General features: G+C 69.8%; 12 protein-coding genes and 2 pseudogenes. 7 read left to right on the top strand and 7 right to left on the bottom strand.

Annotation, left to right across the window (positions count from 1 at the left end):
* Positions 1-328 precede the first annotated feature (328 nt).
* The 3 genes and pseudogenes from ACFV8H_RS34665 (at position 329) to ACFV8H_RS34655 (ending at position 2,174) form a co-directional block, all read left to right on the top strand.
* Positions 329-1,135 (top strand): annotated as a pseudogene (locus tag ACFV8H_RS34665) (transposase).
* Between the two features lie 199 nt (positions 1,136-1,334).
* Entirely contained in the window at positions 1,335-1,670 is a 336-nt protein-coding gene (locus ACFV8H_RS34660; RefSeq protein WP_380407842.1) for a hypothetical protein, read from the top strand.
* A 357-nt stretch (positions 1,671-2,027) separates the two neighbouring features.
* Positions 2,028-2,174 carry a hypothetical protein gene (locus ACFV8H_RS34655; RefSeq protein ID WP_380407840.1) on the top strand — a complete coding sequence of 49 codons (147 nt, stop codon included), beginning with the start codon at positions 2,028-2,030 and terminating at the stop codon, positions 2,172-2,174.
* Positions 2,175-3,009: 835 nt separating this feature from the next.
* Here the strand turns inward: ACFV8H_RS34655 and ACFV8H_RS34650 are convergent.
* A complete protein-coding gene (locus ACFV8H_RS34650; RefSeq protein ID WP_380407838.1) occupies positions 3,010-4,449 on the bottom strand; it encodes a hypothetical protein in 1,440 nt (479 codons plus the stop codon).
* 143 nt (positions 4,450-4,592) lie between these two features.
* Here ACFV8H_RS34650 and ACFV8H_RS34645 point away from each other — a divergent pair, with 143 nt between their 5' ends.
* The 4 genes from ACFV8H_RS34645 (at position 4,593) to ACFV8H_RS34630 (ending at position 7,940) form a co-directional block, all read left to right on the top strand.
* Complete coding sequence (locus tag ACFV8H_RS34645) at positions 4,593-4,790, top strand: hypothetical protein (RefSeq protein ID WP_380407836.1); 198 nt, start codon at positions 4,593-4,595, stop codon at positions 4,788-4,790.
* Between the two features lie 69 nt (positions 4,791-4,859).
* Positions 4,860-5,168 carry a hypothetical protein gene (locus ACFV8H_RS34640; RefSeq protein ID WP_380407834.1) on the top strand — a complete coding sequence of 103 codons (309 nt, stop codon included), beginning with the start codon at positions 4,860-4,862 and terminating at the stop codon, positions 5,166-5,168.
* A gap of 634 nt (positions 5,169-5,802) precedes the next feature.
* Positions 5,803-7,005 (top strand): IS110 family transposase, encoded by a 1,203-nt coding sequence (locus tag ACFV8H_RS34635; protein ID WP_380407832.1) that lies wholly within the window; start codon positions 5,803-5,805, stop codon positions 7,003-7,005.
* 440 nt (positions 7,006-7,445) lie between these two features.
* The gene (locus ACFV8H_RS34630) at positions 7,446-7,940 is read left to right on the top strand and encodes a pyridoxamine 5'-phosphate oxidase (RefSeq protein ID WP_380407830.1); all 495 of its coding nucleotides are present in this window, start codon (positions 7,446-7,448) and stop codon (positions 7,938-7,940) included.
* Positions 7,941-8,007: 67 nt separating this feature from the next.
* On the opposite strand, the gene ACFV8H_RS34625 is transcribed toward ACFV8H_RS34630, so the two are convergent.
* The 6 genes and pseudogenes from ACFV8H_RS34625 to ACFV8H_RS34600 form a co-directional block, all read right to left on the bottom strand.
* Positions 8,008-9,066: an MDR family NADP-dependent oxidoreductase gene (locus tag ACFV8H_RS34625; RefSeq protein WP_380407828.1), complete on the bottom strand. Its 1,059-nt coding sequence runs from the start codon at positions 9,064-9,066 to the stop codon at positions 8,008-8,010.
* Positions 9,063-10,787: a phytoene desaturase family protein gene (locus tag ACFV8H_RS34620; protein ID WP_380407827.1), complete on the bottom strand. Its 1,725-nt coding sequence runs from the start codon at positions 10,785-10,787 to the stop codon at positions 9,063-9,065. Before ACFV8H_RS34620 ends, ACFV8H_RS34625 begins: the two co-directional genes overlap by 4 nt.
* Positions 10,788-10,867: 80 nt before the next feature.
* A complete protein-coding gene (locus ACFV8H_RS34615; protein WP_380407825.1) occupies positions 10,868-12,058 on the bottom strand; it encodes a cytochrome P450 in 1,191 nt (396 codons plus the stop codon).
* Positions 12,059-12,095: 37 nt separating this feature from the next.
* Positions 12,096-21,458 (bottom strand): amino acid adenylation domain-containing protein, encoded by a 9,363-nt coding sequence (locus tag ACFV8H_RS34610; RefSeq protein WP_380407824.1) that lies wholly within the window; start codon positions 21,456-21,458, stop codon positions 12,096-12,098.
* Positions 21,459-21,698: 240 nt separating this feature from the next.
* Entirely contained in the window at positions 21,699-22,160 is a 462-nt protein-coding gene (locus ACFV8H_RS34605) for a hypothetical protein (protein WP_380407823.1), read from the bottom strand.
* 323 nt (positions 22,161-22,483) lie between these two features.
* Positions 22,484-23,356 (bottom strand): annotated as a pseudogene (locus ACFV8H_RS34600) (IS982 family transposase); the annotation flags it as partial.
* Positions 23,357-23,497 lie beyond the last annotated feature (141 nt).

The following is a 23,497-nucleotide window of genomic DNA, read 5'->3' as shown; positions in this document are numbered from 1 at the left end:
GGGCGCTGGGAAAGCCTTCTCCCAAGATCAGAACAGACCTTCACCTGGACGCTGTTCGAGGAAGATCGCTTCGAAAGCCATCGGACACAGGTACGCACTGGGCGTCTGGGTGATGAAAGAACCAGTTCATCCGGATCTTCCGGCCGCTCGGCTGGCTTTCCCGCAGTGGCGCCGGAGGACGATGCGACGGGAGTGCCGCGGGCGTACGAATGCGGCCGCAACTGTGCGTATCACCCTGTCTCATCCCAGGATGCCCGGCCTGGTGGACAGATGCCCCAGGAGCTCACGGCCCCTGGGCGACGGCGGGATTCCGCAGGATGCCGCTGTCATGACGGACCGTCGACCGTATCCGAGCGATCTGTCCGACGCCCGCTGGGCCCTGGTCGATCCCACCCTCACCGCCTGGCGCAAGGCCCGCACTGAACGTGCCCCCGCCTTCGGCCGGCCGCCCGAGCACGAACTGCGCGACCTCCTGGACGCGATCCTCCACGTCGATCGCGCCGGCATGCCGGTGCTACCTCCAGCACGACCACCCGCCCCGGGGGAACGGTCTACGCCAACTTCACCGGTCGGCAACACGAGGGAGTGTTCGAACATCTCAACGGCCGGCCGGGGCACCCGGTCCGCACCGCAGAAGGCCGCGACCCGGAACCGCCCAGTGCGTCCTCGACCCCGGGGCGTCAAGACCTCCACGAACGTCACCGCCGCCGGCCAGGGTGTCGACGGCGGGAAAACGATCGTGGGCAGGAAGCGGAGCATCGTCACCGACACCCTCGGATTCCTGCTCGTGGCCCTGGCCACCGCCGCGAGCGTCCAGGACAACGCCACGGGCCGACTGCCGCCGACCAGGTCGCCGCCGAGTACCCCACCACCGGCAAAGACCTGAGCCGACACGGGCCACCGGGCATCGACGTCGAGATCGTCCGCCGCGACCCCGCCATCAGGGGATCCACCGTCCCGCGTCGTCGCTGGACCGTCGAGCGGACCTTCGGCCGACCGATGAACCACCAATGCCCCGCCCGCGACCATGGAGCCCTCCTCGCCCACTCCGAAGCCATGATCCACGTCGTGCATGATCAACCCCATGCCCCGACGACCGGCCGGCGAAACCACCCCGACCTGGCGCGGAACATGATCCGCAGAGCAGGAACGCAACGCCAGGTGAGTCGCGAACGCATGGGACCGGGACTGGGGCCGAAAAGGTCGCGCAAATAGTGGATAAACCACCCGAAAGAATGGATTGGAAGAATCGTTTCCTCAATCTTTGGCACCCATAGGGTGGTATCGCACTATTCCCCCGATGCCGTCGAGTACCGCCCGAAAGGTCCCCCCTCATGCGTCTCCGCAACACCCTGTTCGCCGCCACCAGCGCGATCGGTCTCATCCTCGCTGTCCCGGTCTCCGCCAACGCCGCCGACGGCGTGTTCCGCTACACCTACCGCGCCGACGGCGCCGAACACCGCGGCGAACTGGTCGACCCCAAGCCCGAGGAGTGCGTCGACGTCAAGGGGGCCACCGATCGAGACGCCGCCTACTCACCCGTCAACCACACCAACGGGAGCGCCGTCGCCTTCCTGGATTTCGGCTGCGTCGGGGACGTCTACCGCGTTCTGGACCCGGGTGCCTCGGCCGGCCGGCGGCTCCACTTCCGCTCGGTGCTCTTCTCCTGAGGCCGCTGACTTCGGCGAAACGTGGGACAGTTCGGCGATCGGTTGAGACCAGTCCGGTGAACCGACACCGGGAGCGTCCGTGCCGTCGGGGATCGCCGGACTGTCCGTCCGGACCCGCGTACTTCCGGCTGTCCTCCGCGTCCTCGCCCTGACCGCCGCTGGCCTCGGCCTCCAGCGCGTGCCCGGCTCCGGAGGCGGCACCGCCGCCCGGCCCGCCCCTGCCGGGCCGCGTACCGCCGACCGGACCGTTCCGGTGCCGCGCTGCCTCGCCCCCGATCCCGGCTACCGGCCCACCGACCGCACGGTGATCCGCACCATGCCCGGCACGGAGGCTGTGGAACGGCAGACCGGGGAGGTGTGGGGGCTGCCGAACGGCTCGGCGAGGCGCTGCGCCGCCTCGCCGGACTGCCCCTGGCGGTGGTGAAACTCCCCGCCGGCTACGGCATCGCCCCGGCGCCCGACCCCGCGCTCCCCGAGGCCACCAGCACCGAGGGCTTCCGCTGACAGCCGACGTCGACGGAGTGCGGCTCACCGCCCGCAGCCACCGGAGCCTCTTCCTGGGGACCCGGGACAGGCCTTCCGTCGTCGACGGTCGAGGAGGCGCGGGCCCGGTGGGCGGCCTCACGGGCGTGGGCGGCGACGTTCTGGCGGTGGCGTTCCCGGCGCAGTGCGTGCTGAAGGGCGGTGTCGTGGTCGGGGTCGCAGCACCTGGCACCGGTCCAAACGGTGCGGCCGTGGACACGCTGCCACTCGGCGAGGGTGTCGGCGGCGGTGGCGCGGGCGCTCTCGTGGCAGTACGGGCGGCAACGGACCGACGGCCACCGCCCAGTAGTCGGCACGGCCCACGACGGCCGCTCGTTGTCCCCGGCGCCGCAGCCCTTTCGGCGGCGAGGAGTTACACGGCCGTCCCTTCCGAGACGACGATCCGAACGGCAGGTATGAAGGTATGCAGCGGGCGATGCTTATGAGGCGTGGTCTACCTGAAACCGGGTTATGCCGTTTCTTGGTTGACGGTGTCGGCCGGACGGTTTCGATGGTGTGCTGACGATCTGTGCACACTGTTATGTGGCATCGTTTCGCCATCTTCTTTGCGTCGTTCGCCCTTACCCTGGCATCGGCGACCATCCCCAGCGGGGCTGGTGTCTTCTCGTCGGATACAACGATGGCATCCGGAACCCGAGAAGAAGCCGTTTTCGCACTCCAGACCCCGCGCTGGAACCAGTTTTCCCGGAGCGGGACACGGCGCGGTCACCGCCTCCTGCCTTGGTGGCGGGAAAATCACCTCACCAAAGAGGCCAGGGGAGCGCGCGGTGATGTGATCGTGTGACTGTCCGCAAGCTCACTCTTCGGGGGCGTCTGGGCGATCAGCACGGCCCCCTTTTTCGCACTCTTCTCTGAATTCTTGGAGGGACTGCACGTCGCGGATTCGAATATCGTTCTTAGGGATGACGTGGTTAAGTTTCCCCAGCAGGCGGCGTGTCCGGCTAATTGACACGGTCAGCCTGTTGGTGGTGATACCGAAGACCGCAGCCAGATTCGCCTGCGGCACTCCCAGGCGTTCATGGATAACGGCCGCGAGCAGTTGGTCGACTGTGGTGACCTTGGGTCGGCCTCCGGTGTATCGCCCGGCTGCTGGCGTCTTCTGCCTCGGACCGCGGCGCCTGAGTTCAAGGGCGGCTTCGTGTTCCTGATCGTAGAGCGCGCAGAATCTCTTGGCGAGAATCTCCCACTCGCGGATCTCCATGCCGATCAGCTCCGGATGAATGAGCCAGGAGGCTTTCGGGCTGACCTTGTCGGCATCGGGGACCGCTGGTGGCCCGCAGCGCCGATGGGGCCGGGGAAGCAGGGTGTAGTGCCAGTCTCCCGCCCTGCCCGGCAGGATGGGGAGATCGTTCAGCTGCGAGTCACTGATGCGGACGCGGGGAGAGTAGGCCGTAGCATCAATCTCAGCGCTGATGTCCAGACCGGATTCACTGACACCGCGCATCAACTCGCCGAATAGACTTTCCCGGTCGGCTGACCTATTTCCGCGCCAGCCTTTCGCGAGGTCCCAGAAACTCCGATGCGCCGAGGAGCCCCACGTCCAGATCCCTGTCGGCAAGTGACAGACAGTGATTTCCATCCCTGAGTCGACCGACAGGGAAGCGAGCTCGAAATGCCATGCCCGGACACGGCTCCCGTTCGCCCCGCCGTCGTCCGCCAGAATCAGCAGGGCCGCAGGATCTGAGTACTGGTGGCAGCCTGCCGCCAGCCACCAGCGCCGGACCGCATCGACAGCGAAGGCCGGTGTCCCGTGACGGGCACCGAGAAGCAGCCTGCCGGACTCCCCGATCAGATCGAAAATCCCGTAGAGAGGGACTGCTGCCGGTTCGTCCCGATCCTGCCAGGGGCTTCGAGGCGAAATCCTCCTACGGGTCTTGCTCCGCCAGCCGACACCAATCTCCATGATCTCTTTGCGGACACTGATCACCGGGTCCCCGCGCCGCTCGAACTCCTCGAACTTCTCGTTGATGAACCGAAGGCGCTTGGAGATATCTTCACCTCCGGAAGCGAGGGCGCCCAGGTAGATGACTCCGTGGCGCCCCAGGGCTTTGGCGACGTCTTTCACTGGAAGTCGGAGGCCGATATCCGCCAATTCCGATGAGATGCGGGCGGCAGGTTTCATGGTCCAGCGCAACGGCACCCGGCGCTGCCGGTCGTACTCCACTCCGGCAAGGTCAAGCAGGACTTCGAGTTCGGCTTCCGGGAGAACCTCGGATCCTTCATGTTCCGTTTTCACAGCGGGAACTCCAAGTATGCTCCAAGAAGGCTGGAAATTTCTGTTCCGTACGTGCTGGCTGGTCCGGCATGGACCCCGCAAATGATGAACGACCGCGCCGGGCGAGGGGACACGGTCTGCGGCTGTTCGCCGGCCGCTGGCCGGTGGAGCCCCGCCTGCGAGGATCCCGCCACCTCTCCCTCTACCGGGCTGGCTTCACCGAGCTCCTGCACGAAGCTGCCCTCGGCGACGCCATCCGTCCCGCCGACACGGCCCGGGTCAGCGAGTTGGAGGCGCTGGGGATGGTCTGGTCGAAGCACGCGAACGCCTGGGAGCGCGGCCACGCCTACCCCCGTGCCTGAGCCGCCCAGCACGGCCGCCTCGCGATCCCCGCCGCCGAGAAGCTGGACGGCTACGCGGTCAGCGCCTGGATGCGCCGCCAGAGCAAGGCCGACAACCTGTCTGTCAAGCAGGCCGCAGTGCTCACCGCACTGGAAGGGCTGTGGCGCCTGGAGCTGGACTGGAACCGCCGCTACCGCCGTCTGGTCGCCTACCTCGCCGCTGGCGGCACCACGGAGGGTCCGGCGAACCGCACCGGCCTGGGCGACGACCCGGCGTTCCGGCCCGGGACTGGGCTGCGCAAGCAGTACTGGGCCCGCACCGGCGGGAAGCCGACCGAGTGGCAGACCGTGCTCCTGGACGCGCTCCACGGGCACGTGGGCGTTACCGTTACCGGCTGACTCGTCCCGCACTGACTACCCACCACACTGTTCTGGACCCCTCGGGCCGGGACAGCGCCCGTGCCTGTTCTCGCGTGTTCTCGACGTTGGGAGGTCCCGCAGCCGACACCCTTGATGTCGGAGATGAACCGTCAGCGGCCGGTCATCGACCCATCTCCTTGGAGAAGTACGCGGCTGCCTTTCGCATGATCTCCGTCGCCGGCTCCAGCTCACGGACCTGCTTGCGCAGGCAACATGGTTCCTCGCGCTCGGCCGGGGGGCAACTGGCCCGCACCCGACGCGGCTGCGGCCACGGCCGCCCGTGACCGAGCGACCCACTGGCGTAGCTTGCGCGCCACGGACGGGATGCGCCGACCGCCCGACTCCACCAGCGCGACCGCTTCCTGCTTGACCCCCCGTTACGGTCTTCATGGCTCCGCAATGGGGCTACCGGCCTTCGGGTCCGGCATGACTTCCCCCCTTGTTGTCCATGATCCGGGAGGTGGTGTCACCGGGCCCGAAGGCATCGACGGACCGCTGATGAGGGGCTTGAGCACCGGCTCCACCCAACGCCGGAGGAGCTCTCCGTAACGTGGATGTGGCAGCTCGGTGCCCAGGCAAGGCCGGACGAGAGGTGTGGTGGAGGGGCCTGCACGTGATCGACACCGGCGACATCGACGTCTTCCTCGGCCTGGACGTCGGCAAGGGCGAACATCACGCCACCGCCGTCACCCCGGCCGGGAAGAAGGCGTTCGACAAGCGTCTGCCCAATACCGAGCCCAAGCTCCGCGAGTTGTTCGCCAAGCTGCAGGCCAAGCACGGGACGGTACTGGTCGTGGTCGACCAGCCCGCCTCGATCGGAGCCCTGCCACTGGCGGTCGCGCGGGCCATGGACTGCCCGGTCGCCTACCTGCCGGGGCTGACGATGCGAAGGATCGCAGACCTCTACCCGGGCGAGGCGAAGACCGACGCGAGAGACGCGTTCATCATCGCGGACGCGGCCCGGGCGATGCCGCACACGCTGCGGGCCATCGACGGCGAGGACGAGACGATCGCCGAGCTGGAGGTGATCGTCGGGTTCGACGACGATCTGGCCGGCGAGGCGACCAGGGTCGCGAACCGGCTTCACGGCCTGCTGACCCAGATCCACCCGTCGCTGGAACGGGTGCTGGGGCCGCGGTTGCAGCACCCGGCCGTCCTGACCCTGCTGGAGCGGTTCGGCTCACCCGCACAGATACGTAAGGCGGGCCGTCGGCGGCTGGTCACGCTGCTGCGGCCGAAGGCGCCGAGGATGGCCGAGCGGCTGGTCGAGGACATCTTCGCAGCGCTGGACGAGCAGACGGTCGTCGTTCCGGGGACCGAAGCGGCCGCGCTGATCGTCCCGAGCCTGGCCGGATCCCTGGCTGCCGTCCTCGACCAGCGCAAGCTGCTGGCCGGACGGATCGAGGAACTCCGGGAGGACCACCCTCTTTCGAAGGTCCTGACCTCGATGCCGGGAGTCGGCGTCAGGACCGGAGCCCGGATCCTGATCGAGGTCGGCGACGGCAGCACGTTCCCGACCGCCGGCCACCTCGCCGCCTATGCCGGCCTCGCCCCGGCGACCCGGAGTTCGGGGTCCTCGATCCGCGGCGAACAGCCCTCCAGGAGAGGAAACAAGCAGCTCAAGCGGGCCTTCTTCCTCTCTGCGTTCGCGGCCCTGGGCGACCCGGCATCGCGGGCCTACTACGACAGGAAGATCTCCCAGGGCAAGCACCACACCCAGGCCCTGCTCTGTCTCGCCCGGCGCCGGGCCGACGTCCTCTTCGCCATGCTCCGCGACGGGACTTTCCACGAACCCCGGCCCACCGCCTCGGTCTGAGTCACCGGGATTCCGAATCCCCACACACCGGACAGTCGTACTCGTCGACCGAGTCCAGGACGACCGGGTGACCGCAGACGTCACACGGCCGCAAGCCCTCATCAGCGGACACCTGGACAGTCGACTCGCCTTCCATGCCCGTCAGAGTGCCAGGCGTTCCCTCGAACCCGCCACCAACCCCCTTGACCAAACACATAGGGGCACCCCCCCGAGTACCTCGCAGCAGCCATGAGGGCATCCTCCCCACGGGCCCGAAGATCCGCTTCTCGGAACTCCACAAACCGGGGTAAAGAACCAGACCTTGGGGTCCACCCCTTCGGTCCACTCTTGAGGGTGATTGACGGAGGCCCCCCGATCGAGCGAGCGGCCAGCCGGGTACGCGTCAGGAACCGCCCACCCCGACCGGGACACACGGGCCCTGCTTCCGGGAAGGTACCGCCATGCCCTTCGCTATGAGTAAAGCCGATCGCGAGAGCTTTCTGGCCTCCCCGCAGGTGGGGGTGCTGGCCGTGATCGGCAATGGCCCTGAGCCGGCTTCCGGCCTGCTCGCCGTGCCGATCTGGTACTCCTACCGGCCCGGAGGGAACATCACGATCACCACCGGCAGGAACTCGATGAAGAGCCGCCTGATCCGGGCGTCCGGCCGGTTCGCGATCTGCGCTCAGGTGGGGACGCCGCCCTGTCGCTACGTCAGCGCGGAGGGCCCGGTCGTGGCGATCGAGGACCCTGTCGACCCGGCCGAGCGCGCCGCGCTGGCCCACCGCTACATGCCGCCCGCACAAGCCGACGCGTACCTTGAGTCGACCACCGAGCAACTGGTCCACGACATCACCATCCGGATGCGGCCCGAGCGGTGGAACAGCGCCGACTTCGCGCCCTTCTCCGACTTCCTCGCCCATGCCGGTGACCACCGAGGCCTCAGTACGGCGGGCTGAAGCCGGCGCGAGGGGCGACGAGTGACCGGGGGCAGGCCAACGGCCCGCCCCCGCTCGTTACAGGTCGTCACACCTCGACCATCACCTTGCCCCGGTGGGCGTCCCGGTCGATGTACAGGCTCCGGTAGGCCGCCGGGATCGCGTCGAAGCCCTTGAACACGGTCTGGTCGTAGCGGATCTCCCCGCGCCGGATCAGCCCGCCGAGGTCGGAGCGCATCTCGGCCAACAGCGGCTCGGTGAACCAGTCCTGGGCGAAGATGCCGCGGATCGTGGTGCGCGGGAACATGATGTACGGCAGCAGCCGGGGTCCGGTGAGCTCGCCGGTCACGGTGGTCGCCCACTGCCAGCAGACGGCGACCCGGCTGTCCCTGTTGAGCATGGTGAACGCGGCGTCGGTGAGGCTCCCGCCGAGGTTGTCGAAGTAGCGGTCGATGCCGTCGGGCGCGGCCGCCAGCAGCCGCTGCCGTGCCAGTTCGGCGTCGTCCCGCTGGTCGTAGAGCACCACCGCGTCGAAGCCGAGTTCGCGCAGGTACTCCACCTTGGCCGGGGAGCCGGTGGTGCCGACCACCCGGCGGGCGCCGGCGCGCTTGGCCAGTTGCCCCACCAGGGTGCCGATCGAGCCGGAGGCACCGCTGATCACCACGGTATCGCCGGGCCGTACGGCCAGGAACTGGGTGAGCGTGCCCCAGGCCGTCATTCCCGGTACGCCCATGACGCCGAGTGCGCTGGAGAGCGGCAACTGCTCATCGTGGTGGGCCGGGTTGAGACGGCGGTAGGCCGGGAAGACCATCGGGAAGGCGCCGGTCTTCCACCGTTCCTCGGTCCCGTTGTGGACAACGTGACTGCGCCACCCGCCGTAGCCTTGGACGAGGTCGCCGGGCCGGTATGCGGCCTGCGGCCCGGCCTCGATCACCTCCATGATCGAATCACCGATCATGTGTCGGCCGATCGGCGTCTCCAGGGCGAGGCCGTTCTGGTAGAGGTCGACCGAGACGTACCGGGTCCGGAGCAGCATCTCGTCCGGCAGCAGGTCGATCTCGATGTCCTCGACCACCTTCTGGTAGACCCGGTTGACGTCCGGCACCCCGCCGAGGTGCTCACGGACGACCCATTTCTCGATCTTCATGCCAGGGCTCCTGTCGTAACGGTGGTGGTCGGCTCAGCCGACCCAACCGGTTCGGCGGGCTCTGCCGCCTCCGTGGGCAGCGTCGGCCGGTCGACGGGGATGATCAGGTGGGTGGGCGCCGACTCGCTGTCGTCGATCGAGGCGGTGAACTCCCGCCCGTCATCCCGGCAGATGAAGTGCATGACGTGCCGGCCGGCGGCGGCCGCTCGGATCAGCCCGCCGATGGTGGCCCAGACCCCGGACAGGTAGAAGTTCGCGAGGCCGGGCAGCACCGGCCCGTTCCGTTTGATCTCCTGCTCGACGGTCTCGCTGCCCTCGACGAACGGGTTCCAGCCCGGGAAGGTGCCGTCGTACACCCCGGTGTAGCGGACCTGGGTGAGCGGGGTGGAGACGTCCGCGACGGCGACCGCGTCCTTGAAGCCGGGGAACCGCTCGTCCAGGAAGGAGGAGATGGTGTTCCGGACCCTCCGTTTGGCCGCCAGGTACTCCCGGCCGTGCTTGACCGGCAGAGTGTGCAACTCCTCGCCGCGACGCACCCGGGAGGACTGCTCCGGGCCCTCGCTCAGTGCCCGCCAGGGGCCGATGTCGGAGAAGTATGTGGCGAACACGATGGTGGAATCGCGGGGTGCCAGCTCCGGGTAGTGCCGGGTGCGGAACTGCACGTTCACGCTCGGGCAACGGATTCCGGTGAGCTCACCGGCTTGACGGTCAGTCATCAAATAGGTCGTGCACGGGTCGCCCTCCGGGAAGGGTTTGCGCAGGCCGAGGAAGAGCGAGACGTACCCGGGTGAGAGCTGGCCGGGCTCGTCGATGAGCGAGGTGTAGAGCCGGCGGTAGGTGTCGTTCAGGTAGCGGCCCTTGAGCAGCTTCATCACGGTGGTGTGCCCGTCCGCGGCGGAGACCACGATGTCGGCACGGAACTCCCGGCCGTCACTGAGCCGTACGCCCACCGCCCGGTCGCCCTCGACCAGGATCTCCTCGACCTTGGCGTTGTAGGTGATCTCGCCGCCGAGCCGCCGGTAGCGCTGCTCGACGGAGCGGGCCAGGCCGAGCGAGCCGCCCTCGGGTACCCCGGCGGCCTGGTTAGCGTGTGAGGCGAGCTGGAAGTAGAACGGCAGTACCGGGAAGGCCGGGTGCTTCTCGTACAGGATGAAGTTGAACGCCTCGCGCAGCAGCGGGTCGCGGAAGCGCTGCGCGAAGTCGGTCATCAGCACCGTGATCGATCTGCGGATGGTGGTGAGGTACGGGAGGAACGAGGCCAGCATCCGCCACCGTTCGATCCGGCCCATCAGCCCGACCGGCTTGAGGAACGGGTAGACGGTGAGCGCCCTGCGGAAGGTCCGGATGCCGTCGCAGAATTCCCGGATCGGGGCGGCGTCGGCCGGGGAGATGCCCAGCAGGTGGGCCTCCAGCCGGTCCGGGTCGGAGTAGAAGCGGACCTCCCGGCCGTCCCGGCCGCGGACGATGTTGAACACGTCGAAGTGCCGCATCTCCTTGCCCTGCAGGGCTCCGAGCTCCAGCCAGATCTGGTACATCTCGTTGCCCGGCCCGTTGCCGAGCAGCCAGCTCACGCACCAGTCGAAGGTGAAGTCGCCGCGGTCCCAGCCGGTGCAGGAGCCGCCGGGGATCTCGTGCATCTCGAAGACCTGGGTGCGGTAGCCGTTCATCCGCGCGTAGCAGCCGGTCGAGAGGCCGCCGAGGCCCCCACCGATAATGATCATGGTTTCTCTGGGACGCCTCAGGTCGCTTCCCCGTGCCATCTGTCCAGCCTCCTCGTGGGACGTGTGTGTGGTCGGGCGGATCACCAGGCGACCGGAAGAGCCTGTAGCCCGTTCACCATCGCGTCTGTCTTCCAGGGCAGTTCGTCCTCCGGGGCGGCCAGCCGAATGCCGGGCATCCGGTGCAGCACCGTCTCGATCGCCACCTGGAGCTCCAGTCGGGCCAGGTGGGCGCCGATGCAGTAGTGGAGGCCGTGGCCGAATCCGATGTGCGGATTGACGGGGCGGTCCAGCACCAGCCGCTCCGGGTTCTCGAAGACCTCCGGGTCGCGGTTGGCGGCGGCGGTGGCGATCATCACCGCCTCACCGGCCCTGATGGTGACCCCGCCGAGCTCCACATCCGCGGCGGCGTACCGCGGCAGGCTGAACCCGGTGAGCAGCGGCACGTACCGCATCAGCTCCTCGACGGCCTTCGGAATCAGCCCGGGATTCTCCCGCAGTCGCCGCAACTCATCCGGATTGACGAGGAGTTGGTAGAGGAAGTTGCCGATCTGGTTGGTGGTGGAGACGAAGCCGGCGATCAGCAGGTCGCAGGCGGTCGAGAGCAGTTCCTCCTCGCTGATCAGCTCCTCCTCCCGGCAGGCCCGGACCAGCACGGTCAGCAGGTCCTCGCCGGGCTCGAGGCCGCGCAGGTCCAGCACGCCGGCCATGTACGCGATGAAGGCCTCGCCCTCGACGGCGAGCACCTCGCCGGGGGTGACGGCGGACAGCACGGCCTCCGCCCAGTGCCAGAGCCTCCGGTGGTCCTCGACCGGGATGCCGAGCACCTCGCAGATGATGGTGGTCGGCAGCGGGATTGCGAAGTCCTCGACCAGGTCGCCCGGTTGGCCCTTGACGAGGAGCGCATCGACGAGTTCGCCCGCCAGCTCCCGGGTACGGCCGCGCAGCCGCTCCACCCGGCGGGCGCTGAACTCGCGGGCCACCAGCGAGCGCAGTCGGGTGTGCTCCGGCGGCTCGGTGGAGAACAGCCCGGCGCCGACGCGGGCCATCGGTCGCATCCGGGGCTGGTCGCGGCCCATCGCCGCGGCAAGGCTGAGCCGGGGGTCGGTGAGCACCGTGAGGACGTCCTCGTAGCGGGTGACCAGCCAGGCGGCGTCGCCGTACGGCAGCCGGATGCGTGCCAGCGACCGTTCCCGCAACTCGGCGTAGCTGGGGTGCACTTCGAGCCCGCGCGACTCGAAGGGGTAGGAGAGCGGCGGGTGCTGTCGGAGCATGGGGCGGTCGACCTCTCGGACAGGTGGGCGGGTAGGATCAGTGCGCATGGGCGGCGGCTCCGCTGAGGATGTTCCGGGCGACGTCGGCGTTGCGCCCGCTGTGCTCCTGGTCGAGCATCTCGGCGTGGGTGCCGAAGCCCTGGAACACCGCGGTACGGGTGGTCGAGCTGCCGTGCCAGGTGCCGTGCTGTCCGGGCGCGTAGAGCGCCAGCTTGGTGTCGTCGGAGATCACGCTGAGCGACGCGCTGGTCATCCCGAGGTTGGGGGTCCGGCTGCAGAACTGCAGATAGTCCCTGGCCTGTTCACGGGCTTCCTGGGTGACGACGTCGGAGCCGGTGTGCCGCCGTAGATGCTCGGCCAGCTCACGTTCGAAGGCCTCGGCATGCTCCTCCCCGAGCGTGAAGGTCTCCGGCAGCCGGTACGAGTCCATGATCACCACATGGGGCACCGCCCGGCCGCGCCGTTCCAGTTCCTTGGCCACCTCGAAGGCGAGATTGCCGCCGAGCGAGTAGCCGAGCAGCGTGCAGGGGCCTTCGGGCCGGACTTCCTCGACCAGGTCGGCGTAGCGGGCGACCTTGTCGTCCCCGGTCACGTAGTTGAAGGCGACCAGCCGGTACTCCGGCAGATGGGTGGCGAACTGGCGGTAGACCAGGCCGTGCCCGCCGGCCGGCGGGAAGCAGAAGATCGTCTGCTCCTGCTCCTGGTTGAACCGGAGGTACGGCCGGGCACTCTCGATCCGGCCGGTGATGATGTCCTCCACTGTCCGGGCCATCCCGTGCAGGGTGGTGACCTTGAACAGCTGGCTGACCGGGATGCTGATGTCGAACTCGGCTTGCAGGCCGTGGATCAGCTCGATCAGTTTGATCGAGCTGCCGCCACTCTCGAAGAAGTCGTGCTGGAGGCCGGGATCCTCATTGCCGAGCAGCGCCCGCCAGTGCTCGGCCATCCGCACCTCGTAGAGGGTGACCGGCGGTTCGGCCGGTTCGGCGGCCTCCATCTGGGGCGCGGGCAGCGCGGCCGTGTCCACCTTTCCGTTGGCGGTCAGCGGGAGCGCGGGCAGCTCGGTGAAGTGGCTGGGGATCATGAAGGTGGGCAGGTAGGAGGCCAGGTGGCGGCGGAGCTCGCGGCGATCCAGGGTCCGCCCGGGGGCGGGCACGCAGTAGGCGCAGAGCACGTTCTCGCCGCTGTGGTCGGTTCGGACGGTGACCACCACCTGGGCCAGTTCGGGCCACTCGGCGAGCTGGCTCTCGATCTCGCCCGGCTCGATCCGGTGGCCGCGCACCTTGATCTGCGAGTCGGCCCGGCCGAGCAGATGCACCCCGCCGTCGGCGTCCCAGCGGGCGAGGTCGCCGGTTCGGTAGAGCCGCACGGGTTCGGTGCCGTCGGGCCCGCCGAGCGGCCGGGTGCCGAAGCGGTGGGCAGTCTGCGCGGGGTCGCCGACATAGCCGATGGCGACCCCGGAGCCGCCGATCCACAGCTCTCCGGTCACCCCGGGCGGCACCGGGCGGCCGTGCTCGTCCAGCAGGTAGAACGCGCTGCCCGGGAAGGGCCGGCCGATCGGGACCATCCGGCTGGGCTCCAGGTGGTCGGCCGGGCCCTCGAAGTACGAGCTGTCGATGGTGGCCTCGGTCAGGCCGTAGGAGTTGATCAGCCTGGTCCGCGGGGCGGTGAGGGCGCGCAGCCGCTCGTACTCCTCGACCTTCCAGGCGTCCGAGCCCACCACCAGCAGCCGCATGGAGTCCAGTCGCAGGCCGGAGTCCTCGCAGTGAGTGGTCAGGGCGCGCACCACGGCGGGCACGAACTCGCCGGCGTCCACCCCTTCGGTGCGCATCACCTCGTACAGCCGGGCGGTGTTGAACAGTAGCTCCCTGCTGACCAGCACCAGAGCGCCGCCGGAGCAGAGCGCCCGCACCACGTCCCCGGTGAAGACGTCGAAGGACGGGGCGGCCATCTGGAGGTGGACCCGCGCGTCGGTGTCCAGCCGGTACTCGGTGCGCCAGGCCTGGTTGGCGGCGGCAAGGTTGCGATGGCTCACCAGGACGGCCTTCGGGCGGCCGGTGGAGCCGGAGGTGTAGACGACGTACGCGGGTGCGTCCAGGTCCACCGGCCGGTCGGTGAATTCGGCGTCCCCTTGGCTGAGTTCGCCGGGTGTGACGATCCGGACGGGCAGCTGGACGAGCCGTTCGGCATCACCGACCAGCAGCGCGGCGCCCACATGCTCGACCAAGTACGCCAGCCGGTCGGCCGGGTGGTCCGGGTCGAGCGGTAGATAGGCGGCGCCGGCCCGCAGTACCGCCAGCAGCGCGACGATGAGCTCCGGGGACTTCTCCAGGCACAGCGCCACCACCGTGCCGGGCCCGGCACCCAGCTCCCGCAGCCGGGCGGCAGCCCGCCGGGAGCGCTCTTCCAGCTCGCGGTAGGTCAGCCGGGCGGTGGGCCCGGACTCGGCCGGAGCGGCCACCGCCTGGGCCTGCGGGTCTGCCGCGGCAGCCCGCAGGATCAGCTCGTGCACCGGGTCCTCGGCGACCACCCGGCGGTCGGCGCCGCTCCACCGGTTCACCACCTGGGCCCGCTCGATGGCGTCGAGCGGGCCCAGCTCGGTGACCGGCCGAGCCCCGGCGGCCCGGGTCAGTCCGTCCAGCAGGTTGACGTAGTGCCGGGCCAGCCGGGCCGTCGTCTCCGGCCGGAAGAGGTCGGTGTTGTACTTGAGGACGCAGTGGAAGCGGCCCTCCGCCTCGTCCTCGTAGGCGGACAGTGTGAGGTCGAACTGACCCTCCTCTTCGGGCAGTTCGATGTACTCCAGGCGGTAGCCGTACTTCGCGGTGGCGACCTTGTGGTGGAGCAGGATGAACATCGCCTGGAAGACCGCCGAGCGGCTCGGGTCGTGTTGCAGCCCCAGCTGCTCCACCAGCAGGACGAAGGGGTACTCCTGGTGGTCCAGCCCGCCCAGCACGGTGGCGCGCACCCGGTCGAGCAGCTCGGCCACCGTCGGTGCCCCGGCCAGATTGACGTGGAGCGGCAGCGGGTTGACGAAGTAGCCGTAGACGCCCGCGAACTCCTCGTCGGTGCGCCCGGTCACCGGGCTGCCGACGATGATGTCATCCTGACCCGAATAGACGTGCAGCAGCAGGTAGTAGGCGCTGAGCAGCACCATGAACACGGTGACGTTGTGCTCGCGCGCCAGCGCGTGCACCCGGGCGCTCTGCTCCTCGTTCAGGACGAAGAACTCCGAGGCCCCGTTGTGGGTCTGCACCGCCGGGCGCGGCTTGTCGGTCGGCAGGTTGAGGACGGGCACCTCGGCGGGCAGGTGCGAGCGCCAGTACTCCAGCATCCGTGGCGCCTCGCGGCCGGCCAGGAACTCGTTCTGCCGGTTGAGGAAGCTCAGGTAGTGAGCGCCGACCGGGGGCAGTCCGGGCGCCCGGCCCTGCCGCAGCGCCTCGTAGACGGCGAGCAGTTCCTCGATGAAGGTGAAGGTGGAGATGGCGTCCGAGACGATGTGGTGGACCGCCTTCATGATCACCCAGCGCTGCGGCCCGCGGTGGAACAGCCGTAGCCGGACCAGCGGGTCGCGTTCCAGGTCGTACGGCCGGCGGTACTCGCGGACGATCATCGCGTGGATCTCGTCCCACTCCAGGTCCCGCACGTCGAGGACCCGGAAGTCCGGCCTGGCCTCGGCCGAGATCCGCTGTACCGCCCGGCCGCCGTCCAGCACGAAGTTGGCCCGCAGGCTGGGGTGACGCTCGATCATGGCGCGGAACGCGGCGCCCATCAGCGCCGGCTCCAGCTCGACCCGGACCTCCACCGCACCGCCGATGTTGTAGGCGAAGCCGTCCGGATTGAGCTGCTTGAGGAACCAGAGTGCCTTCTGGTTCTGGGTCAGCGGGAAGCACGACTCGTCCTCGTACCGCTCGACCGCGGCACGGCCCCCGCTCTCGTCCTCGATCAGGTCGGCCAGACCCTCGTGCAGCCCGTCGACCAGCTCCCGTACCGGGGCGTCGCTCAGCAGCGCCATCACTGGCGGGGCGGTGCCGAGTTCGGTGGTGAGCCGGGCGCGCAGCTCCAGCGCGAGCAGCGAGTCCAGGCCGAGGCGGCTCAGCCCCGCGCCGGGTTCGACCTGTTCGACGGGCACGCGCAGCACGGCGGCGGCGACCGTGGTGAAGCGCTCGGTGAGCAGCGCCCGGCGCTCCTGTTCACCGGCGGTGCGCAGTACCTCCAGCAGGCTGCTCTGCCGTGGCGCGGGGACGGTCTCGCGGGCGGCGGCGGCCAGGTCGACGACCAGCGGCGGCGGGGTTGGGTACCAGGAGAGGAAGGCCGGCCAGTCGACCACGGTGGCGACCAGCAGCTGGGCCCGGTCCTGACCGAGCACCCGTTCCAGGACGGCCATCCCGGCCTCGGGTGAGAGCGAGCTCATGCCGCGGCTGTCGCGGTAGTGGTCGATCAGCCCGAGTTCCTCGATCATGCCGGTGGCCCAGGGGCCCCAGTCCAGGCTGAGCGCGGGCAGGCCGAGGGACCGGCGATGGTGGGCCAGCGCGTCCAGGAAGGCGTTCCCGGCGGCGTAGTTGGTCTGGCCGGCGGTGGTCAGTAGCGAGGCGATCGAGGCGAACAGCACGAAGTGGTCGAGCGGTTCGCCGACCAGCTGCCGGTGCAGCGCGAAGGCGCCGAGCACCTTCGGACCGTGGACGGCGTCGAACGCCTCGCGGTCCAGGTCGGCCACCAGGATGTCGCGGACCTGCCCGGCGAGGTGGAACACGCCCCGGATCGGCGGTCCGTCGAACCTGCGGTACTCGTCCAGCCAGTCGGCCAGTGCCTGTTCGTCGGTGATGTCCAGCACCGCCGGGAGGGGGTGGGCGCCGAGTGCCTCCAGCTCGCGCAGGAAGGCGATGGTGCGCCCGGCGATGCTCGCTGGGTCGGGGTCGTGCCAGCCGTCGCGCGCGGGCACGGGGCTGCGGCCGACCAGGATCAGCCGGCGGGCGCCGTGCCGTGCCAGCGTGCGGCAGAGCAGCCGGCCGAGCGCCCCGAAGGCTCCGGTCACCAGGTAGGCACCGTCCGGGCGCAGGCTCGGCGGCAGCGGGCGGGTCAGGCCTTCGGCGTGGCGCAGCCGGCTGGTGAGCCGACGGCCGTCGCGCAAGGCGACCTCGTCCGCGTCGGCCAGCGCGAACTCCCGCAGCAGCGCGTCCGCCTCCGCGGCGGGGTCGCCGGCCGGGCCGAGGTCGACCAGTTTGCCAGGGTGGCCGGGCAGTTCCTGGTGGCGCAGTACCCGGCCGATGCCCCAGGCGGGGGAGCCGAGCGGCTCGACCGGTTCGCCGGGGCCGGTGCTCTGGGTGGTGCGGGTGACGATGTGCAGTCGGCTGTGCGGCAGTTGCGCGGACAGTAGGGCGGCGAGCGGGATCAGGCTGTAGGCACCGGCAGCGGTGTGACCTGCCACGGTGGCGTGGTCAGCGGCCGCGAGGGCTGGTGCGTCAAGGTTCCAGAGGTGGACCACGACGGTCGGCTTTTCATTCAACTCCCCTACCAAACTTGATAGTTGATTGACAGATCCGGTCTCTGTGGCAATCACCTGGCCATCTACGGACCACCGGTGGTCGACGCCGGGTCGGACCAGGTGGCAACTGCCGCCGCGGGCGCGAATCCGCGCGGCGAGCGCGTCGCCGACGCCCTGCGCGTCGGCGAACAGCAGCCAGTGATCAGTGAGCTGGACTGACAGTTCGGGGGGTTCGGGCGGATCGGGCAGTTCGACCCAGACCGGCTCGGCGAGCCAGCCGTCGATGGTGGCCAGGCTCACGGTAGTCGCGGCCTTCTCCACATCGGCGGCGCGGAAGCCGGTGATCCCGCCGAGCGGCGTACCGTCCTCGGTGAACACGGCGAGGTCGCCGGTGAGTTCGTGCCCGGTGTCCCTGGTGACGGTGGCGTGCACCCAGAGCGGGTCCTCGCCGACCGCGTCGAGGCGGACCTCGTCGATGGCGAGCGGCAGCCGGATGCCGGCGCAGGGCCGGTCCAGGGCGAGCAGTTGCGGGCTGAGCAGGGTCTGGAAGAAGGCGTCCATCATCACGGGGTGGACGTGGTGGCCAGCGCCCTGCCCGGCGATCGCCGCCGTCGGGCGGATCCGGGCCAGCGCCTCGCCGGGGCCGATCCAGACTTCCTCGATGCCCTGGAACGCGGGGCCGTAGTGATAGCCGAGGGCGGCGAGCGCCGTGTAGCAGTCGGGGCCGGCGAGCCTGCGCTCGGCGCGGGCGCGGACCGCGTCGGCGTCCAGTCGGCAACCGGTGCGGCGGCGCTGGGCCGGCCGGACGGTGCCGGCCGCGTGCACGGTGCGTTCATCGCCGGTGAGGGTGCTGACGGTGAAACCGCCGGTCTCGGCGGACAAGGTGAGCTGGACGGCGCGGCTCTCGTCGTCGGGCAGGAAGAGCGCTTTGCGCAGCTCGATGCCCGTGAGCACCGCGTCGGTGCCGCCGGTCAGCGCGCGGACCGCCTGGACGGCCAGCTCCAGGTAGCCGGCCGCCGGGAAGAGTACGTTGCCCTGGATTCGGTGGTCCTCCAGGTAGGGCAGCGCCTCGGTGTCGAGCCGGGCCTCCCAGGCCGGTTCGGCGCAGGCCAGACGCCGGCCGAGCAGCGGGTGATCCACCCGCCCCTGGCGGACCTGTTCGACCGGCCGCGGCTCGACCCAGTGCCGGTCCCGGCGGAAGGGGTAGCACGGCAGCGGCACCGGGCACCCGGCGGGCTGCAGGACGTGCCAGTCCGGTTCGACTCCGAGGCTGTGCAGGGAGGCCAGGGACGTGGCGAAGCAGGCCGACTCGTCCTCCTGGCGGCGGATCGAAGGCAGCACCACCGCCTCGGGCCGGTCGGGGCCTGCGGGCCGGACGGCGAGGGTCTCCTGGATGGCGCGGCCGAGCACCGGGTGCGGCCCGATCTCCAGGAAGAGGCTGTAGCCGTCGTCGGCGAGCCGCTCCACAGCCTGCTGGAAACGGACGCTGTCGCGGACGTTGTGCCACCAGTACCCGGCGTCCAGCTCGGGCCCGTGCCCGACGCCCTCCCAGCCGGTGAGGTGGAGCGGCACCTGCGCCGGACGGGCCTTGAGGTCGGTCAGCGCCTCCAGCAGCTCCGCCTTGATCGGCTCCATCCGAGCGCTGTGGTACGGCACTTCGACGGCCAGCGCGCGGGCGAAGACCTGCTCGACGGTGAGCGCGGCGGCCAGGTCGGCAAGCGCGTCGGTGGCCCCGGCGAGGGTGAGTGAGGTCGGGCTGTTGACGGCGGCGATCGAGACGGCCTCGCCGTAGGGGCGGATCCTGCGGGCGACCTCGGCCTCGGAGAGCGCGACGGCGAGCATGCCACCGGTACCGGCCAGCTTCTGCTGGAGCCGGCTGCGGTGCACCACAACCTTGACCGCGTCGGCCAGGTCGTAGACCCCGGCCTGGTGGAAGGCGGCGACCTCGCCGGTGCTGTGGCCGACGATCGCGTCCGGGTGTACGCCGCGGCTGCGCCAGAGCGCGGCCAGGCCGGTCTGCAGCGCGAAGTTGGCGGGCTGGGCGAGCCAGGTCTCGGCCATCCGCGAACCGCCCTCGTCGGCGGCGAGTTCGTCCAGCAGGCACCAGTCGGTGAGCCGGTCGAGGTGATCGGCGCACTCCTCGACGGCCTCGCGGTAGACGGGTTCGGTCGCGAACAGCTGCCGGCCCATCGCCCACCACTGCGGGCCCATGCCGGTGAACACCCAGGCCAACCGGCGGTCCCGGGCCTCCCGGCGCCGGCCGGCGTGCACCCGGGGGTGCTGCTCGCCGCGCAGGTAGGCGGCGAGCGCCTCGTCCAGCGCCGTACGGGAGTCGTAGACGACGGAGAGCCGGGCGTCCAAGTGCTGGCGGCGGTGGGCCAGGGTGTGGCCGAGATCGGACAGGGACACACCGGCAGCCAGCTCCTCCCGGACACCGGCGGCCAGCCCCCGCAGGGCGACGGCATCTCGGGCTGTCAGCGGCAGGACGGTATGGCAGGGCCGCCGCGGCCCAGCAGGCGCGAGTACCGGCTCGGGGGCAGCCTCCAGCAGGACGTGGGCGTTGGTGCCGCCGAAGCCGAAGGAGTTGACCCCGGCCCGGGCCGGGCCCTGGTGCTCGGGCCACGGGGTGGGTTCGAGCGGGATGCGGTACGGCAGGGCGGCCGGGTCGATCGCCGGGTTGAGCGTCTCCAGGTTGATGTGCGGGGGGATCACCCGATGTTCCAGCGCCAGCGCGGCCTTGATCAGCCCGGCCAGCCCCGAGGCGGCTTCGGTGTGCCCGATGTTGGTCTTGACCGAGCCGACGTAGCACCGGTCGCCGGGCCGGCGGCCGACCGCGAGGGCCCGGGCCAGCGCGTTCGCCTCGATCGGGTCCCCGACCGGGGTGGAGGTGCCGTGCGCCTCGACGTACTGGAGGCTGCCGGGAGTGATCCCGGCCTCGGCGCAGACCCGCTCGATCAGGGAGACCTGGGCGTCCGGGTTGGGGACCGTGATGCCGTTGGTGCGGCCGTCCTGGTTGACGCCGCTGCCGAGAATGACGGCATGGACCGGGTCGCCGTCGCGCAGCGCGTCGGAGAGCCGCTTGAGCGCCACCACTGCGACGCCCTCGGCCCGGACGTAGCCGTCGGCGGCGGCGTCGAAGGCGCGCGAGCGGCCGTCCGCGGAGAGGAAACCGCCCTTGGTCTCGGCGATGGTGTACTGCGGGGCGAGGTGCAGCAGGGTGCCGCCGGCCAGTGCGAGGTCGGTCTCGCCACGCAGCAGGCTCTGGGCGGCGAGGTGGACCGCGACCAGCGAGGAGCTGCACGCGGTGTCGAGGGAGACGCTGGGGCCGCGGAAGTCGAAGCAGTGCGAGATCCGGTTCGACACCATCGTCATCATCGTGCCGGTGGCGGTGTGCGCGGCGAGGGTCTCGAAGGACAGGTCGGAGAACTGGAGGATCTTGTAGTCGAGGGTGAAAGCGCCGATGTAGACACCGACATCACGGCCCGCCAGCTCACCCGGCTTCTGCCCGCCGTCCTCCAGCGCCTCCCAGGTGACCTCCAGCAGCTTGCGCTGCTGCGGGTCCATGTGGTCGGCCTCCCGGCCGCTGATCCCGAAGAACGCCGGGTCGAACTCGTCGAAGCCGTCGATGTAGCCGCCCCGGCCACCGACCAGTCGGCCGGGCTTGGCCTTGTCCCGGCTGCCCAGTGTGGCCACGTCGTACCGGCTGCGCGGGGTCGCGGTGAGGCAGTCCTTGCCGTCGACCAGGTTCCGCCAGTACGACCGGTGGTCGTTGGCGCCTCCGGGCAGTCGGCAACCGATACCGATGAGCGCGATCCGCTCGCGCCCGTCGGTGGGCCCTGGTGGCCTCAGCCTTTCGGGCGTAGCGGGACCTGCGGGTTCGGAGGGATCGAGGAAGACAGCACGGAGTGCGTCCGTCATGGGTACTGGGGTCCTTGGGTCGCTTCGTTCGCGCGCGGCACGGACACGGGAAGGCCGTGCGGGCTCGGGGAACGGCCCCGGCAGGGTCGGCAACGGCCCCTCGGCACCCTCCACGGATGCCCGAGGTCCCGCACCCGCCACGGGGGCTCATCGATAGTGCTCCGGTGCGGGACATCGACCCGCACCGAAGCACCTATGCGCCGTCATTCTGCGGCTCAGCCCGAGGGCTAGCCGTGGGAATCAGGAACGGCTGACGGTGAACTCCAACGGCTTGGCAGCGTCCATGACGTGAAGGAGGCCAGTGATCCGGGTGACCCGGGTGCCGTTCTCGCACTGGATGTCGCTGCTTCCGCCAGTGCCCCCGAAGATCGGGAAGTCGATGGTGCCTCGACCAAGGCTGTTCACACCCAGCAGGAAGTTGGCGATTGCGTACGTGTCGTTGGTGCCCGTGACGAGTTCCGTCTTGATCAGCGAGCTGTTGTGCGCCTGGGGGGTGATGCTGAACGGCCGGCTCGTGGCGCCGTCAGTGGCGGTACCGGTGAAGGCCGCGTCGGGGCTGTTGACGCCGGTGTAGTCACTGACGGCCCCGCCGCACACGTCGGCAGTGGACGCCACTGCCGGGGACGTGGTGGAAGCGAGCGTGCCCAGGCTCGCGGCAAGCGAGACCAGGGCGGTGACCGACACCTTGGTAAAACGGTTCATCAAAGCTCCTTGAGGTCTGAAAGGAGAGAATGACTCCTTGTAGTTGGATGATTACAGTTGATCGGGTCGTATACCATTCGGCGCGCCCGACCGGGCTGCCTCACGGGATCCACCCCTCAACGCTCGCGGTTCGCGTCGGCGGGGAGAATCGGCCGAGGTCAACAGGAGAAGCGCCCGAGCCGCCCAGCGGGGTCGGCACCACCGGCCCCGACCCCGCCGCGCCCGGACGGTTGAAGCTGGCCCCGTACAGCGGCCGGCCCGCCCCCGCTGACAGGGGCCTGGGCCACCCGGTCCTGGACTCCCTGCCGGTGCGCGGTTCGGTGCGATCGGGTGGTCGGGGTGCCGGTTCGACGGTGGTGCCAGATGGCGGTGGTCAGGGCGAGGACTCGTTGGCCGACTCGGGCCAGGACACCTGCGGGTGTCCTGGCCCCGTGGCGTTCGAGGTCGAGTTGGCCCTTGAGGGTGTCGTTGACCGACTCGATGAGCTGACGGATCGGCTTGAGCAGGTGTTCTCCTGGCCGGGGTTTCAGGTTGCGGTAGCTCGGCCTGAGCAGGGTCAGGCCGAGCTGGGCCAGGAGGGCGTCGAGGTGTTTGGAGACGTAGCCCTTGTCGCCGACGATCGTCTGTCCGGGGTGGGTGGCCAAGAGGTCCTGGTCGCGGGTGAGCATGTCGGCCAGCACCTCGCGTTCGTCGGCCTTGGGGTTGGCCAGCGCCCAGGCGATCGGGAGCCCGCCGGGTGTGCAGAGCAAATGCAGCCGCAGGCCCCAGAAGAACCGTGAGTGCGAGGGGCAGTAGCCGTAGCCGGCCCAGCCGGCCAGGTCGGAGCGTTTGACGGCGGGTCGGGAGCGGGCGCATTCGACGGGCGTGGAGTCGACGACCCACACGTCGTCGTGCCACAGGTCGGTATCCCGGGTCAGGGTTCGGATGAATCGGCTGATCAGTGTGTTCGAGGCCCGCAGGCGCTTCTTGTAGCCGGACCGGTCGGGCAGGTACGGGAACTCGGCCGCCAGATGGGTGCGGGCGAAGCGGAGCCACCGGGCCTCGGAGACGAAGCCGAGCAGGGCCTGCATCACCGCCAGCGTCAGCAGCTCGGCGTCGGTCAGCCTCGGCGGGCGGCCTGGCCGCCGGGCTCCTGCCAGAGAGTCATCGATCTTCACGTAGAGTGCAGTCGCGAGGGCCTTGAGGTTTGTCGTCACAAACGAACCAACGAGGCCCTCGCTTCATGCACCCGGGCACTTCGGACTTACTGATCGTTTCAGAATGACTTTCGAAGGCGCCGGAGGCAGATGATGCTGCAGGCGAGGTCGAGTAGTCCCTGGTGGAGATCGGCGCGTCGC

The organism is Kitasatospora sp. NPDC059827 (assembly GCF_042731675.1).
Taxonomy (GTDB): domain Bacteria; phylum Actinomycetota; class Actinomycetes; order Streptomycetales; family Streptomycetaceae; genus Kitasatospora.
Note: the sequence above shows the minus strand (reverse complement) of the source record. Positions and strands in the feature narration are given on the sequence as shown.